Annotated in this window: 15 protein-coding genes; 9 read left to right on the forward strand and 6 right to left on the reverse strand. The window is 61.4% G+C overall.

What is annotated here, in order from left to right:
* Positions 1 to 70: 70 nt before the first annotated feature.
* Positions 71 to 778 (reverse strand): autoinducer binding domain-containing protein, encoded by a 708-nt coding sequence (locus tag PM2_RS25510; RefSeq protein ID WP_028699861.1) that lies wholly within the window; start codon positions 776 to 778, stop codon positions 71 to 73.
* A 214-nt stretch (positions 779 to 992) separates the two neighbouring features.
* Between PM2_RS25510 and PM2_RS25515 the strand changes: the two genes are divergently transcribed.
* The gene (locus tag PM2_RS25515) at positions 993 to 1,769 is read left to right on the forward strand and encodes a ferredoxin--NADP reductase (RefSeq protein ID WP_028699862.1); all 777 of its coding nucleotides are present in this window, start codon (positions 993 to 995) and stop codon (positions 1,767 to 1,769) included.
* Between the two features lie 33 nt (positions 1,770 to 1,802).
* Here the strand turns inward: PM2_RS25515 and mscL are convergent, their stop codons facing one another.
* A complete protein-coding gene (gene mscL, locus PM2_RS25520; RefSeq protein ID WP_028699863.1) occupies positions 1,803 to 2,222 on the reverse strand; it encodes a large-conductance mechanosensitive channel protein MscL in 420 nt (139 codons plus the stop codon).
* A gap of 176 nt (positions 2,223 to 2,398) precedes the next feature.
* Between mscL and radA the strand changes: the two genes are divergently transcribed.
* On the forward strand, positions 2,399 to 3,769 hold the full coding sequence (gene radA / locus PM2_RS25525; protein WP_012274175.1) for a DNA repair protein RadA: 1,371 nt from the start codon (positions 2,399 to 2,401) through the stop codon (positions 3,767 to 3,769).
* A 95-nt stretch (positions 3,770 to 3,864) separates the two neighbouring features.
* On the opposite strand, the gene PM2_RS25530 is transcribed toward radA, so the two are convergent.
* Both PM2_RS25530 and PM2_RS25535 read right to left on the reverse strand, forming a co-directional pair.
* Positions 3,865 to 5,382 carry a nucleobase:cation symporter-2 family protein gene (locus PM2_RS25530; protein ID WP_019098815.1) on the reverse strand — a complete coding sequence of 506 codons (1,518 nt, stop codon included), beginning with the start codon at positions 5,380 to 5,382 and terminating at the stop codon, positions 3,865 to 3,867.
* Between the two features lie 263 nt (positions 5,383 to 5,645).
* On the reverse strand, positions 5,646 to 6,011 hold the full coding sequence (locus PM2_RS25535) for a PilZ domain-containing protein (protein WP_019098816.1): 366 nt from the start codon (positions 6,009 to 6,011) through the stop codon (positions 5,646 to 5,648).
* A gap of 177 nt (positions 6,012 to 6,188) precedes the next feature.
* Between PM2_RS25535 and PM2_RS25540 the strand changes: the two genes are divergently transcribed.
* From PM2_RS25540 to yjiA, 3 genes are all read left to right on the forward strand, one after another.
* On the forward strand, positions 6,189 to 8,255 hold the full coding sequence (locus PM2_RS25540) for a carbon starvation CstA family protein (RefSeq protein WP_019098817.1): 2,067 nt from the start codon (positions 6,189 to 6,191) through the stop codon (positions 8,253 to 8,255).
* Between the two features lie 17 nt (positions 8,256 to 8,272).
* The gene (locus PM2_RS25545; RefSeq protein ID WP_016713459.1) at positions 8,273 to 8,470 is read left to right on the forward strand and encodes a YbdD/YjiX family protein; all 198 of its coding nucleotides are present in this window, start codon (positions 8,273 to 8,275) and stop codon (positions 8,468 to 8,470) included.
* 77 nt (positions 8,471 to 8,547) lie between these two features.
* Entirely contained in the window at positions 8,548 to 9,525 is a 978-nt protein-coding gene (gene yjiA, locus PM2_RS25550) for a GTPase (RefSeq protein WP_028699864.1), read from the forward strand.
* Here the strand turns inward: yjiA and PM2_RS25555 are convergent.
* A complete protein-coding gene (locus PM2_RS25555; RefSeq protein WP_028699865.1) occupies positions 9,485 to 10,972 on the reverse strand; it encodes a methylenetetrahydrofolate reductase C-terminal domain-containing protein in 1,488 nt (495 codons plus the stop codon). The two genes, yjiA and PM2_RS25555, sit on opposite strands and share 41 nt — an antisense overlap.
* A 208-nt stretch (positions 10,973 to 11,180) precedes the next feature.
* Between PM2_RS25555 and PM2_RS25560 the strand changes: the two genes are divergently transcribed.
* Positions 11,181 to 12,005, forward strand: a complete 825-nt coding sequence (locus PM2_RS25560; RefSeq protein ID WP_028699866.1) for a 5-methyltetrahydropteroyltriglutamate--homocysteine methyltransferase — start codon at positions 11,181 to 11,183, stop codon at positions 12,003 to 12,005.
* A gap of 107 nt (positions 12,006 to 12,112) precedes the next feature.
* Here PM2_RS25560 and PM2_RS25565 read toward each other — a convergent pair whose 3' ends face one another.
* On the reverse strand, positions 12,113 to 13,291 hold the full coding sequence (locus tag PM2_RS25565; RefSeq protein ID WP_016713463.1) for an acetyl-CoA C-acetyltransferase: 1,179 nt from the start codon (positions 13,289 to 13,291) through the stop codon (positions 12,113 to 12,115).
* Positions 13,292 to 13,466: 175 nt separating this feature from the next.
* Between PM2_RS25565 and PM2_RS25570 the strand changes: the two genes are divergently transcribed.
* The 3 genes from PM2_RS25570 to fabV all read left to right on the forward strand — a co-directional run bounded on the left by PM2_RS25570 (position 13,467) and on the right by fabV (position 15,725).
* A complete protein-coding gene (locus PM2_RS25570; RefSeq protein ID WP_028699867.1) occupies positions 13,467 to 13,733 on the forward strand; it encodes a PepSY domain-containing protein in 267 nt (88 codons plus the stop codon).
* Complete coding sequence (locus tag PM2_RS25575; protein WP_028699868.1) at positions 13,730 to 14,263, forward strand: cytochrome b/b6 domain-containing protein; 534 nt, start codon at positions 13,730 to 13,732, stop codon at positions 14,261 to 14,263. The genes PM2_RS25570 and PM2_RS25575 overlap by 4 nt, the downstream gene beginning before the upstream one ends.
* 250 nt (positions 14,264 to 14,513) lie before the next feature.
* Positions 14,514 to 15,725: an enoyl-ACP reductase FabV gene (fabV, locus tag PM2_RS25585; RefSeq protein ID WP_016713467.1), complete on the forward strand. Its 1,212-nt coding sequence runs from the start codon at positions 14,514 to 14,516 to the stop codon at positions 15,723 to 15,725.
* Positions 15,726 to 15,797 lie beyond the last annotated feature (72 nt).

Raw genomic sequence — 15,797 nt, forward strand, 5'->3', positions numbered from 1 at the left:
GTATGAAACTGCCCGTTGCGGTTCGCTCCGGGCTTTGCCAGGCGATTCTACAGGGCTTTGCCCTTGTAGGTCAGATCCAGCCACGCATGGCTGCGATGGCGATGGCACCGGCTTTGTTTGCTGCGTTGGTTTTGGTGATCACGCTGCGGATATGAAAGTTAACCGTGCTTTGCGACAGCGATAGAATGCAGGCCACGTCGGCAGCGGTCTTGCCGGCGGCTGACCATTTCAGCACTTCCAGTTCCCGATCGCTCATTTTGGGTTGGGGCGGGCACAGTGCGTTCAGGTGGTGCTCGCCCAATACGGCGTGAAGGGTGTGGCACAGCCACTGCACGCTGCCAGCCTTGTCGTAGAGTTCGGAAATGTCGATGTTGCCGGCGGGTCTGGCTACGCTGATCTGGCTCTCGTTGTGCTGTAAGTCGTAGAGCGACTGCGTCCAGCCATGACGCAGGCCATGTTGGCAAGCCTCTTCACGAAACTGAGGGGCTTCGCGGTACAGTTCTTCGGTCCAAAGCACTGGCATCGTCGAGCTGTGGCTCACGTTTGCGGCGGGGTCCTGTTTGTAGAACTCGTCGCGCTGATAGCGCTCGATCCATTCATCCGGATAATTGCTGTAGAGGTAAACCCTGGGTGTCTGCGTGGCGATCTGAATGCGAATGTTCAGCCCAAGGTATTCCATACCCAAGTCCTGAGCCAAGTGCACAGCGATGTCGAACAACTTCCTTGGGCGTCGCTCGCTGACGAACACATGCAGGTGTTCGGGTCTCCAATGAAGCATTTGAAGCTCCTCTTTGGGTGCCAGGATCCAATCCGTTTGAGTACCCGGATGATTGTAGGAAAAGTCCTACCACCTTGTTGGGATTTTTTTGTTATAGCGATCAGGAATTTCTGAGAGTTCGGCACGATCGCCCTTGATGAGGCCCTACAAAGCGGTGGTTTTTATCCGGGCCACTTTAAGCGACACTGTGCACTCGCCAACCCTGGAGCCCGATATGACCGCAAGCGCCGAAAAATTCACCCGCCAGACCCTGCTCGATGTTCAGCCGTTGACGCCGAACCTCTTCAGCCTGCGGGTTACGCGCGATGCGGGGTTCCGCTTCCGTTCCGGCCAGTTTGCCCGCCTGGGCGTGACCAAGGCCGATGGCAGCGTGGTATGGCGCGCCTACTCCATGGTCAGCGCACCGCATGACGAGCACCTCGACTTCTTCTCCATCGTTGTGCCGGGCGGTGAATTCACCAGCGAGCTGAGCCGGTTGGGTGCAGGCGACACCCTGCTGATCGATCGCCAGGCCTTCGGTTTCCTTACCCTCGACCGCTTTGTCGGGGGGCGTGACTTGTGGCTGTTGGCCACGGGCACGGGTATTGCGCCATTCATGTCGATTCTGCAGGACTTCGAGGCCTGGGAACGTTTCGACAGCATTAAGTTGGTGTACTCGGTGCGCGAAGCGAAAGAGCTGGCTTATGTGGATGAAATCGCCGGGCTGGAGCAGCGCGACTACCTGGCCGAGTTTGCTGGCAAGTTGCAGTTCATTCCGGTGGTGACCCGTGAGCAGCACCCGGGTGCGTTGAACCAGCGTATTACCACGCTGATCGAGAATGGCGAGCTGGAGAAGGCCGCAGGGCTGGAGCTGTCACCGGAGCATTCGCGGGTGATGCTGTGTGGCAACCCGGAGATGATCGACGAGACGCGCAAGGTGCTGAAGGCGCGTGACCTGCAACTGAGCCTGAGCAAGCGCCCGGGGCAGGTGGCGGTAGAGAATTACTGGTAATGCCAAGGGGGCTGCCAAGCAGCCCCGGCTATCTCAAGGCAACCGGTTCTGGTTCTGTGTCTTGAGCAAATCGCGAATCTCGGTCAGCAGCGTTTCTTCGGCCGTTGGCACTGGCGGAACAGTCGGTGCCACGGCTTCTTCACGCTTGAGCCGGTTGATTGCCTTCACCCCCATAAAGATGGCAAAGGCCACGATCAGGAAGTCGATCACGGTCTGGATGAACTTGCCATACGCCAGCACCACCGCCGGTATATCACCTTCGGCAGCCTTCAGGGTAATGGCCAGGTCGCTGAAGTCCACACCTCCGATCAACAGGCCCAGTGGCGGCATGACCACGTCTCCGACAAAGGACGAGACGATCTTGCCGAAGGCCGCGCCGATGATGATACCCACCGCCATGTCGACGACATTGCCTTTGACCGCGAAGGCCTTGAACTCACTGATCATGCCCATGTTTGGTTCCTTGTAACAAAAGGTAAGGTTAACGCAGTGTAAGCCACTAAAACGCTTCATGCGTGGTGTTCAGGCCTACTGACTGCAGTTGGAACGAATAGTTTTGTCGCATCCCGAAGCGTTCGAGACACGTTCGGCTCGGCTATCATGGCGGTTTTTTCCAGGAGACCCCACCCATGGCCAAGGCCAAGCGCTTGTATGGCTGCACCGAGTGCGGCGCGACCTTCCCCAAATGGGCAGGCCAGTGTGGCGAATGCGGGGCCTGGAACACCCTGGTCGAAACCATGATCGAGAGCGGCGGCGCGGCGGCGCCCAGCAGCGGCCGCGCCGGCTGGACCGGGCAACAGGCACAGATCAAGACCTTGGCCGAAGTCAGCGTCGAGGAAATCCCGCGCTTTACCACCAGCAGCACTGAACTGGACCGCGTGCTGGGAGGAGGCCTGGTGGATGGCTCGGTGGTGCTGATTGGTGGCGACCCCGGCATCGGCAAGTCGACCATCCTGCTGCAGACGTTGTGCAACATTGCCGTGGGCATGCCGGCACTGTATGTGACGGGTGAGGAATCGCAGCAGCAGGTGGCCATGCGCTCACGGCGCCTGGGCTTGCCCCAGGACCAGCTCAAGGTGATGACAGAAACCTGCATCGAGACCATCATCGCCACAGCACGTGTCGAGAAGCCACGGGTGATGGTGATCGACTCGATCCAGACCATCTTCACCGAACAGTTGCAATCAGCGCCCGGTGGCGTGGCCCAGGTGCGTGAAAGTACGGCGCTGCTGGTGCGTTACGCCAAGCAAAGCGGCACGGCCATCTTCTTGGTCGGCCATGTGACCAAGGAAGGCTCGCTGGCCGGCCCGCGGGTACTGGAGCACATGGTCGACACCGTGCTGTATTTCGAGGGTGAGTCCGATGGCCGCCTGCGCTTGCTGCGGGCGGTGAAGAACCGCTTTGGCGCGGTCAACGAACTGGGTGTGTTCGGCATGACCGACCGTGGTCTTAAAGAAGTCTCCAACCCTTCGGCGATTTTCCTCAACCGCACCCAGGAGGAAGTACCGGGCAGCGTGGTCATGGCGACTTGGGAGGGCACCCGGCCGATGCTGGTCGAGGTGCAGGCACTGGTCGACGACAGCCACCTGGCCAACCCTCGGCGGGTGACCCTGGGCCTGGACCAGAACCGTCTGGCCATGTTGTTGGCGGTGTTGCACCGCCACGGCGGGATTCCGACCCACGATCAGGACGTGTTCCTCAACGTGGTGGGCGGGGTGAAGGTGCTGGAGACTGCCTCGGACCTGGCGCTGCTGGCGGCGGTGATGTCCAGCTTGCGCAACCGGCCACTCGCCCATGGGCTGCTGGTGTTTGGCGAGATTGGCTTGTCGGGCGAGGTACGGCCTGTGCCCAGCGGTCAGGAGCGGTTGAAGGAGGCGGCCAAGCACGGTTTCAAGCGTGCCATCGTGCCCAAGGGCAATGCGCCGAAAGAACCGCCAGCGGGGTTGCAGGTGATTGCCGTGACTCGGCTGGAGCAGGCTCTGGATGCACTGTTCGAGTAATTACTAGCCTGTACCGACCTCTTCGCGGGCACAGGCAAACGAAAAAGGGGCCGACGATGCGCGTCGGCCCCTCCACTTCACCACTCAGTCAGCAGTCAATGCTCGGCAACCGCCGCCCGCCTGACGGTTTCATTGCCATGCTCATCCACCTCCAGCATCGGTACCTCATTGCCTTCAGCGTCGAACAGCTTGCCATCCTTGAAGTAGTCACCATCACGCAACGCAGAAATGTCCGAGTATTGGATGGTGCGCTCGTAGGCCGCAGCGAACACCGACTGGTTTTCCGAGTTGCCGGTGGTGAAGTGGTTGAAGATCAGGTTCAGCAAGATGGCCATGATCGCCGCCGAGCTGATGCCCGAGTGGAAGATGGTCTCGAACCAGTTCGGGAAGTGGTGGTAGAAGGTCGGCGCGGCAATCGGGATCATGCCGAAGCCCAGCGAGGCCGCGACGATGATCAGGTTGACGTTATTCTTGTAGCTGACCTTCGACAGGGTGCGAATACCACTGGCTGCCACGGTGCCGAACAGCACGATGCCCGCGCCGCCCAGTACCGGTGTAGGTACTGCGGCAATCACCCGGCCCATGATCGGCAGCAGGCCGAGCACCACCAGGATCACACCACCGGTAGCTACCACATAGCGGCTCTTGACCCCGGTCACGGCCACCAGGCCAACGTTCTGGGCGAACGCGCTCTGGGTGAACGAGCCGAAGATTGGCGCCAGGATGCTCGATGCCATGTCGGCGCGCAGGCCATTGCCCAGGCGCTTGGAGTCGACCTTGGTATCGATGATCTCACCCACGGCAAGGATGTCGGCCGAGGTTTCCACCAGGGTCACCATGATCACGATGCACATCGACAGGATCGCGGCGATGTGGAATTCCGGCATGCCGAAATGGAACGGCGTCGGGAAGGCAAATATCGGACCTTCGGTGACTTTGCTGAAATCGGTCATGCCCAGCGCCCAGGCGATCAGCGTGCCGACCACCATGGCCAGCAGGATCGACAGGCGCGAGATGGTCGCGCTGCCCAGCTTGCTCAGCAGTAGCACGATGGCGAAGGTGAGCCCGGCCAGGCCGATGTTGGCAACGCTGCCGAATTCTGGCGAGGCGCTGTTGCCCCCCATTACCCAGCGTGCGGCCACCGGCATCAGGGTCAGGCCGATGGTGGTGATGACGATACCGGTCACCAGTGGCGGGAAGAACTTGGTGATGCGCGAGAACACCGGCGTGATCAGAAAGCCGATCAGCGATGCAGCCATGACCGCGCCAAGCACGCCCGGCAAGCCACCGCCACCCTCGCTGCTGAGGATCGCGCCCATGGTCGCCACACCGGCGAACGACACGCCCTGCACCAGCGGCAACTGGCAGCCAAAAAACGGCAGCCCCAAGGTCTGTAGCAGGGTGGCCAGGCCACCGGCAAACAGCGAGGCCGCGATCAGCATGCCGATTTCGGCACCGTTCAGGCCAGCGGCCTGCCCCAGGATCAGGGGTACCGCGACGATCCCCCCGTACATGGTCAACACATGCTGCAGACCATAGGCCAGGTTGGCACCAAGCCCGAGGTTTTCATCCTCGGGGCGCTTGGTGGGAGACGTGCTAGGGGACGTAGTCATGGAGCAGGCTCTCTGTTTATTGTTGTGTCGCTACTGTAGACATTTCTTGCAAATTATTGCCACAAAAATTGTATACAATATTTTGATCGGAGCGCGTACAGGAGCGACCGCAGGGTGTGCGAAAACCCAATGCAGAAGGCGTACCAACTCATCGAAAACGGTGCTAGAGGGGTGTGTACAAAGTACTGCTACCCAGGCTTAAAGCTGTCTGGGTAGACAGGAAACATCATGTGGGAAAGCTATTAGCTAGCTAAGAGATTTCATTATTCGATGAGTTCGCGCAGCTCACGCATCATTTCGGTGCTGTCAGCCACGTTCAATTCCACAAGACGGTGCAAATGGGTCATCGAATCGACGTCGATGTAGAGGCAGATGAAGCCCAGGCGATCGGGTTCTTCGTGGCGCAACTCGACCTGCATCTGCACCTCGGTCACTTCATCGTTGAGCAGGATGTACGCTTCGAAGTCCTGGGTCAGGTCGGCATCCCACGGTTGCGGGCATTCGACCAGCAGCCCTTTGAGGGACAGGTCGAGCAGTTTCACCTCCCAGCAGCGTTCGCCCTGGCACAGCCGGGTCGGGGCGTCGAACTGGATACGCTGGAAGCGGCGGCGTTCGTCGTGATCGCTCATGGCATGGGTCCTCGGGTAGGTCCTAAGGTGACATCCTGACTATAGTTAGCGTGGTATGTGCATCAGGTACCGCAATCTGGCCGCAGAGGCTCTAGACCAAAGCAAGTGTGGCAATGCGCGATGACTGGCCCTAGACTCGGTGGGCGGTCTTTCCAATCCACCAGCTGGAAGCAAACCATGAACAACAATAATAGCCTGCTACGCCACCTTCCGTGGCTGGCGCTGGCAGTCATAGGGGCCTGCGCGCTGGGTGTGGTAGCCCTGCGTCGCGGTGAGGCGATCAACGCCTTGTGGATCGTGGTCGCGGCAGTGGCCATCTACCTGGTTGCCTACCGTTACTACAGCCTGTTTATCGCCACCAAGGTGATGCAACTCGACCCGCGGCGGGCCACGCCGGCGGTGCTCAACAACGACGGCCTGGACTACGTCCCGACCAACAAACACATTCTGTTCGGTCACCACTTCGCCGCCATCGCTGGCGCAGGCCCCCTGGTCGGCCCGGTGCTTGCCGCGCAAATGGGCTACCTGCCCGGCACGCTTTGGCTGATTGCCGGTGTGGTGCTGGCCGGTGCGGTGCAGGACTTCATGGTCCTGTTCCTGTCTACCCGCCGCAACGGCCGCTCGCTGGGCGACATGGTGCGCGAGGAGATGGGCCGCATTCCGGGCACCATTGCCCTGTTTGGCTGCTTCCTGATCATGATCATCATCCTGGCGGTGCTGGCGCTGATCGTGGTCAAGGCCCTGGCCGAAAGCCCGTGGGGCATGTTCACGGTGATGGCCACCATCCCGATCGCGATGTTCATGGGCATCTACATGCGCTACATCCGCCCGGGCCGCATCGGCGAAATCTCGGTGGTCGGTGTGGTATTGCTGCTGGCCTCGATCTGGCTGGGCGGTGTAATCGCTGCGGACCCGGTGTGGGGCCCGGCCTTCACCTTCACCGGCGTGCAGATCACCTGGATGCTGGTGGGCTACGGCTTCGTTGCCGCCGTGCTGCCGGTATGGCTGGTGCTGGCGCCGCGTGACTACCTGTCCACCTTCCTCAAGATCGGCACTATCGTTGGCCTGGCCATCGGTATCCTGATCATCGCGCCCGAGCTGAAAATGCCGGCGCTGACCCAGTTCACCGACGGCACCGGCCCGGTGTGGAAGGGCACCCTGTTCCCGTTCCTGTTCATCACCATCGCCTGCGGTGCGGTGTCCGGCTTCCATGCGCTGATCTCCTCGGGAACAACGCCCAAGCTGCTGGACAACGAAACCAACGCCCGCTACATCGGCTACGGCGGTATGCTGATGGAGTCGTTCGTCGCCATCATGGCCATGGTCGCCGCTTCGGTGATCGAGCCGGGTGTGTACTTCGCCATGAACAGCCCGGCCGCCGTGGTCGGTGCAGACGTGGCATCGGTGGCGCAGACGGTCAGCAGCTGGGGCTTCCTGATTACGCCTGAGCAGCTTGAAGCCGTCGCCCGTGACATCGGCGAGCACACCATCCTGGCCCGTGCCGGCGGTGCGCCTACCCTGGCGGTCGGTATCGCGCAGATCTTGCACCAGGTGTTGCCGGGTGAGAACACCATGGCCTTCTGGTACCACTTCGCGATCCTGTTCGAGGCGCTGTTCATCCTCACCGCGGTGGACGCCGGTACCCGTGCCGGTCGCTTCATGCTGCAAGACCTGCTGGGCAGCTTCGTGCCGGCCCTCAAACGCACCGAATCGTGGGGGGCCAACCTGCTCGCTACCGCAGGTTGCGTGGCACTCTGGGGCTATCTGCTGTACCAAGGTGTGATCGACCCGCTGGGCGGCATCAACACCCTGTGGCCGCTGTTCGGCATCTCCAACCAGATGCTGGCCGGTATCGCCCTGATGCTCGGTACCGTGGTGCTGATCAAGATGAAGCGTCAGCGCTACATCTGGGTCACCCTGGTGCCGGCGGTCTGGCTGCTGATCTGCACCACGGCTGCAGGCCTGATCAAGCTGTTCGACCCGAACCCGGCAGTTGGCTTCCTGGCCCTGGCCAAGAAATACAGCACCGCGCTGGACGCCGGCCAGGTACTGGCCCCGGCCAAGGACATCGGGCAGATGCAGCATGTGATCTTCAACGCCTACACCAACGCGGGCCTGACGATTCTGTTCCTGCTGGTGGTGTTCAGCATCCTGTTCTTCGCCATCAAGGTTGGCTATGCCGCCCTGGGCCGCAAGGAGCGTACCGACAAGGAAACCCCGTTCCAGGCACTGCCTGACGCGTAATCGAGAGGAATGCAGTCATGTTCAACGACCTGGGTCGACTGGGTAAATACCTGGGGCAGGCAGCCCGCCTGATGGTCGGCATGCCCGACTACGACAACTATGTCGAGCACATGCAGAAGACGCACCCGGACAAGCCGGTGATGACGTACGAGGAATTTTTCCGCGAACGTCAGGAAGCGCGTTACGGTGGCAAGTCCGGGCCCAAGTGCTGTTGAGCCTGCGACACGTGTGAACCTGTGGGAGCCTGGGTAACCGGCTCCCACAGTCATTTCAGCTTCAGGAGATTTACTGCGTGCAGACGCCTATTCCCGTAACTGTGCTCACTGGCTTCCTCGGTGCCGGCAAGACCACCTTGCTCAAGCACATGCTCAAGGCCGAGCACGGCCTGAAACTCGCCGTGATCGAAAACGAGTTCAGCGAGGCTGGCATTGACAGCCAACTGCTGGGCGACGAACCGGTGCAGGTGATGACCCTGGCCAACGGCTGCGTATGCTGCAGCATCCACGGCGACCTCACGCGCGCGCTGTACCTGCTGCTTGAACGCCTGGACGCAGGCGAAATCGCCTTCGACCGCCTGGTAATCGAATGCACAGGCCTGGCCGATCCGGCGCCGGTGGCGCAAACCTTTTTCATCGACGAGGAACTGCGTGAGCGCTACATCCTCGACGGCATCATCACCCTGGTAGACGCGGCTCATGCGGAACTGCACCTGACCCAAACCATTGCCCAGGCCCAGGTCGGCTTTGCCGATCGCTTGCTGTTGAGCAAGACCGACCTGGTCGAAGCGGCTGCGGTAGAAGCCCTGCGCGAACGCCTGGCCCGCATCAATGGTCGTGCCGCAATCCGAGTGGTCGAACACGGTCGCATCGACCTGGCTGAGCTACTGGATGTGCGTGGATTCAACCTCAACCCCGACCTGGGCGCGAACCTGAAACCCGTGCTGCGTCCGCTACTCAAGCCTGCTACCCCAGACCGCATCTCCACACTGGTACTGCGCACGGAAGCCGCGCTGGACATCGACCGCCTCAGCGATTTCATGAATGACCTGCTTGAAACCCACGGCAAACAGCTGTTGCGTTACAAGGGCGTGCTGAACATTGCCGGAGAGGACCGCAAGCTGGTGTTCCAGGGTGTGCTCAAGCTTTACGGCTTCGACTGGGATGCCGAGTGGGCTGAAGGTGAAACCCGCGAAAGCGTGATGGTGTTCATCGCCGATGACCTGCCAGAGGCTACGATTCGGGCTGGCTTCGAGGCGTTGGCTGCGGGCTGAGCCGGCGCGGCGTTTGCGCCGCGAACCACTGCGGCCACGAGCTGCGGTGGCGGGTTTCGACTTCGATGCAGGGGATCAGGCGCTCGGTGAGCACTGCAGTTTGCCGCACGGCCTTGGCCGTGCGGTACTTGATGCTGTGTATGCATTCACGGTCGCCGAACTCGCAGCGGTTCAGTGCGGTACCGCCACATGGGCCGTTGGCCAGGCCCTTGGGGCATGTTTCCGGGCAGATGTACAACGTGTCTTCCAGGCGGCAGCGGCCACAGGTGTCGCAGCCCACCAATGGCCGTTTCACTGCGCGCTCCACCTTGTGCAACACCTGTGCGCCAACGGGCGTGGACCACAGCCGCTGGCGCACCGCCCAGCCAAATGCCTTGCTCAGGCTATTGCGACGGCTGAACAGCAATGAATGCATGCCGTGCATCAGGTGATAGCGCGCTTTTTCTTTGAGCGAAGCATCGACCCTTGACTCGCCCTGGCGCCAACCCGCCTGCGGCGGATGGAAGGTGACTGCCGGCAGGCCGGGCATCTGCCAGCTGGCGCGCCACGCCGGCGCCCATTGATCCAGGGTGTGGATCCGGGCTTGCCAGTGTTCGATGCGGGCCTCAAGGGCCAGCAGTTGTTTGAGTTCGTGAACCCCTGACAGGTGTACGCCGGCGTAACCCATCAGCTTCACGCCGATGATCTGCAAGGCCAGGCGGTCAACGCTGCGTGCCTGGGCAAAGGCCTTGGACTGCACGATCTCCGCTTCGAGCATGTCGCGCATGGACGGTGTGACGGTAACACCAGCCACGTGGTCGAGCATCGCAGCGCGCCCGTGGGTAAGGCTCATCAGGCACGCCAGCATGGGCTTGGGCGTGGCCTGGCGGCGCATCCAGTGCATGGCTTCCTGGTGTTTATCCCCATCGAACCCCAGTTGCAGGGTGAGGAAGTCGGCGCCCGCTGCCAGCTTTTTCTCGGCCTTGAAATACTGGGCGCCGCCTTCTTCCTCGTGGTACTTGAACGGGTTCAGTGCAGCGCCCAGCAGCCAGTGTGGGCAAGCCTGGCGAGCGATTTGCAGGGCGGCGACCGACTCCAGATAACGCACCGGGCGCTGGCCAGGCTCGTGGCCGGGCAGGCGGTCGCCGGTCAGCAGTAACAGCTGGTCGAGGCCGGCGGCGTCCATGCGTTGCAACTGGGCGAGCAGGTGGTGGCGTTCGCGGTCCTTGCCGGAAAAGTGCGGCAGGGCAGGCACCGGGTTGCTGAACGAGGCGAGGGCGTCCAGCGGCGACATGTCCAGCGGGCTGCCGACACGGTCGCCGATGGCCACGGTCATCGGCCAGCCACACAGGTGCGCACGGGCCATGATCGCTTCCATGGCGGCGAAGCGTTCTGCGGAAGGCTTGGGGACGAATTCCATCACGCAGACGAAATTCTGTTCGCGCAGCGCGGTTTTCAGCAGGCTCATGTGGCCGGGTACCTGGTGTGGTCAGGGTGCCATTGTGCGGCACAAGGCGGACCGGGTCATGTCCGGATGCGCAGGATGGTGCTCTGATTGAGACATGAACATGATCATGAAGAAATCTTGAGTTCATCTCAAATTTAATGAGTTTGTCTCAACGGTCCGAGAACCGGAAAATCCCCTCAATCATTTATGCATGCTGAAGGGACAAGACATGGCACTGGCACACAACCTGGGCTTTCCACACACCGGCTGCGACAATGAGCTGTGGCAGGTGCAGAAAGACGCCGGCATTGAACTGCTGCCAGTCGGCGACATTGCCTGGTACGGCCAGGTGTTGGCCGGTGACCACCAGCAGTTTGCCCCGAACTGGGAACAGCTTTTCGAGGCAGTAGCCCAAGCCACAGCCCTTGGCCATGCGGTCAAGCCGGTGTTGCTGGGCCCGTTGAGCTACCTGTGGCAGGCCAAAGCCAAGGCCGGTGATGTCGACAAGCTGGAGCTGCTCGACAGCCTGCTGCCACTGTATGACCAAGCTCTCAACCGCCTGGCTGCCCTGGGCGTTGAATGGGTGCAGATCGACGAACCGATCCTCGCCCTTGAGTTGCCGCAAGATTGGAAAAACGCCTACGAGCGCGGCTACAACATTCTTCAGCGCGCACCGTTGAAGAAGTTGATCGCCACTTACGCGGGTGGCCTTGAAGGCAACCTTGGCCTGGCCGCGAACCTGCCGGTCGATGGCTTGCACATCGACCTGGTGCAGGCGCCCGACCAGTACACCGCCATGCTCGACCGCCTTCCGGCCTACAAGGTGCTGTCGCTGGGCCTGGTCGACGGCCGCAATGCTTCGCCGTGCGACCTGGAAAAGACCTTGGACCTGCTGCGCGATGCCCACGAGCGTCTGGGTGAGCGGCTGTGGGTGGCGCCATCTTGCGCGTTGCTGCACAGCCCAGTGGACCTGGCTGTGCAGAAGTGCCAGGAAGTGGCTGTACTGGTCAGGGCCCTGAATAACGCGCTGAAACAGGTCGCTATCGCCGCTTGATCCTCAATCCCCCTAGAATGCCTACTCCGATTCAAATCGACAGGGAGTGATGCGATGAGAGTTCTGGTGGTCGGCGCCAGCAAGGGCCTGTTCAACTCAGGCTGTGATCAACGTTCGATCGCCAGCGCCACCCCTTGCCCACCGCCAATGCACAAGGTGGCCAGGCCTTTCTTCGCATCCCGCTTGATCATCTCGTGCAACAGGGTCACCAGCACCCGGCAGCCGGATGCACCAATCGGGTGGCCCAACGCAATCGCCCCGCCATTCACGTTGACCCGTGCCGCATCCCATTCCAGTGCCTTGCCCACCGCCAGCGCCTGTGCGGCAAACGCTTCGTTGGCTTCGATCAGGTCCAGTTCGGCCAACTGCCAGCCGGCCTTTTCCAGGCAACGTTGGGTCGCGGAAACCGGCCCGATACCCATGATTGCAGGGTCTACGCCGGCACTGGCATAGGCTGCGATCTTCGCCAGTACCGGCAGCCCAAGGGCCTTGGCCTTGGCGGCGCTCATCAGCAGCACGGCGGCTGCCCCGTCATTCAGGCTGGAGGCGTTGCCCGCAGTGACGCTGCCGTCTTTCTTGAACGCAGGGCGCAGTTTGGCCAGGGATTCAGCGGTGGTGTCCGGGCGTGGCTGTTCGTCGCGCGCAAACACTTTGGGCTCACCCTTTTTCTGCGGCATCACAATCGGCGTGATTTCGTCATCGAAACGCCCGGCCTCGATAGCCGTCACCGCCTTGCGCTGCGATTCTGCGGCAAAGGCGTCCTGCTGCTCTCGGCTCAGGCTGTACGTGTCCACAAGGTTCTCGGCGGTGATCCCCATGTGGTAGTCGTTGAAGGCATCCCACAAACCGTCGGTGATCATGCTGTCGATCAGCTGGCCATGGCCCATGCGCTGGCCGGTACGTGCCGAAGGCATCACGTAAGGGGCAAGGCTCATGTTTTCCTGGCCGCCGGCAATCACCACCTCGGCGTCACCGCAGCGAATGGCCTGGGCCGCCAGGTGCAGGGCCTTGAGGCCCGAGCCGCAGACCTTGTTCAGGGTCAGTGCCGGAACACTGTAGGGCAGGCCGGCCTTGATCGCGGCCTGGCGCGCCGGGTTCTGCCCGGCACCTGCGGTGAGTACCTGGCCAAGGATCACTTCGTCGACCTGCGCCGGGTCCAGCCCGGTCTGTTCCAGCAGGCGCTTGATCACGGCGGCACCGAGGTCGACCGCAGGCACCGTAGCCAGGGCGCCCTGGAAGCTGCCGATGGCGGTACGGGTTGCGGCGACAATGACCACGTCGTTCATGTTGTTGTTCTCCGTGCGATGGGCGTAATGCCCAAGCATCGGTGGCTTTGGCTTATTTGTTAAGTTTGTTTTTCTTTCTGATTGATGTGAAAAGCAAATCAATGAGCACCAGGCGCGCTATCCAACTAAGCTGTTTCCCGTGCTGTTTTCACCCAACTGAATGGAGCTCATTCCCATGCGTATCCTGATAGCCCTGCTTATCCTGATCGGCAGCAGCACAGCATTCGCCGCCACCCAATGCACCACCGCTGACAAAAGCACCTGGCAAGACCAGGAAAAATTCCAGGCGCAGCTCAAGGAACAGGGCTACAAGATCAACAAGTTCAAGGTGACCGAGGGCAACTGCTACGAGATCTACGGTTTCGACAAGGACGGCCGCAAGGTCGAGATCTACCATGACCCGGTGACCGGCAAGGCGGTCAAGTCCGAGTACCACGATTGAACAGCAACGGCACGGTGCAGCTGTGGGACCCGCTCCTGCGGCTGTGCCATCTCTCGATCGCCGGTGTGTTCTTCGCTGATTACTTTTTCAACGAAGAAGGTGACAACTGGCACCAGTGGCTGGGCTACTACGCATTGGCCTGCGTGGTGTTGCGCCTGGTGTGGGGCTTTGTCGGGCCACGTAGCGCGCGCTGGGCTGACTTCTGGCCAACCCCGTCGCGTCTGGCGGGGCATGCCCGCAAGCTGCTGCGGGGGGAGCCTTGTCATCGCCTTGGGCATTCGCCGATTGGCGCCTTGGTGATGTTGCTGATGCTGACCGGCATTGTCGGCCTGGTCCTGACCGGATGGGCGTCGCAGGAGGTGGATGCCTTGTGGGGCGAGGACTGGCCGACTGATCTGCACAGCGGGTTGGCCGATGCTGTGCTGGTGCTGGTTTGCGTGCATGTGCTGGCGGCCGTTTACGAGAGCGTGCGCCTGCGGGAAAACCTGCCTTGGTCGATGATTACCGGGCGCCGTCGGCGCCGCGATTGAGTATGCCTGTGCCGGCCTCTTCGCGGCTAAAGCCGCTCCCACAGGAATTGCACAGACCTTGTGGGCAGCGCGGTCTCTGTGGGAGCGGATTTACCCTCGAAGAGGCCGGGATAGAAGAACCCCGGTTTTGCATCCCCATGATCACCCCGTAATATGTGTCGGATAACCTGCGGGGGTAGTCTCACCCTCTGATCAATCGGAATCGCCTCAAACGGCGCTTCCCCGGCATAAACCTGACGAGGTACAGACATTGGCCATCATTCATCCTAAGGTTCGCGGTTTCATCTGCACCACGACTCACCCGAAGGGCTGCGAGCTCAACGTCCGTGACCAGATCGAAGCCACCCGCAAGTTGGGCGTGCGCGAGGATGGCCCGAAGAAGGTCCTGGTCATCGGTGCTTCCAGCGGCTATGGCCTGGCGGCCCGCATTACCGCAGCGTTCGGCTTCAAGGCCGACACCCTGGGCGTGTTCTTCGAAAAACCAGGCACCGAAACCAAGGCCGGCACTGCTGGTTGGTACAACGCCGCCGCCTTCGACAAGTTTGCCAAGGCCGAGGGCCTGTACAGCAAGTCGATCAACGGTGACGCCTTCTCTGACGAGGCCCGTGCCAAAGTCATCGAACTGATCAAGAACGAAATGGGTGGCAAGGTTGACCTGGTCATCTACTCGCTGGCTTCGCCTGTGCGCAAGCTGCCGCAGACCGGTGAACTGGTGCGTTCGGCACTGAAGCCAATTGGCCAGCCGTACAAGTCGACCGCCATCGACACTAACAAGGACACCATCATCGAGGCCAGCATCGAGCCGGCCACCGAGCAGGAAATCGCCGACACCGTCACCGTCATGGGCGGCCAGGACTGGCAGCTGTGGATCGACGCCCTGGCGGGCGCCGACGTGCTGGCCGAAGGGGCTCGTACCGTAGCCTTCAGCTACATCGGCAGTGACATTACCTGGCCGATCTACTGGCACGGGGCGCTGGGCCAGGCCAAGCAGGACCTGGACGAAACCGCCCTGCGCCTGGACCAGAAACTGGCCGGTGAACTCAAGGGTGGCGCCAACGTGGCGGTGCTGAAGTCGGTGGTCACCCAGGCCAGCTCGGCCATCCCGGTGATGCCGCTGTACCTGTCGATGGTCTTCAAGATCATGCAGGAGAAGGGCGTTCACGAAGGCACCCAGGACCAGCTGGACCGCATGTACCGCGACCGCATGTACCGTGCCGACGGTGCGCCGGCCGAAGTCGACGAGAAGGGCCGCCTGCGTCTGGACGACTGGGAACTGCGTGACGACGTGCAGAGCGCCTGCAAGGCCCTGTGGCCACAGGTGACCACCGAGAACCTGTTCGAGCTGACCGACTATGCCGGTTACAAGAAGCAGTTCCTCAACCTGTTCGGCTTCGAGCGTGCTGACGTCAACTACGACGAAGACGTGGCTACCGATGTGAAGTTCGACTGCGTCGAGCTGTAATCGGCGATAGCCTGTACCGGGCTGTTCGTGGGTTCACCTGCGAACGGGCCGGTACAGGCTATAAAATCTGGG

The sequence above is a fragment of the Pseudomonas monteilii NBRC 103158 = DSM 14164 genome (assembly GCF_000730605.1).
Taxonomy (GTDB): Bacteria; Pseudomonadota; Gammaproteobacteria; order Pseudomonadales; family Pseudomonadaceae; genus Aquipseudomonas; species Aquipseudomonas monteilii.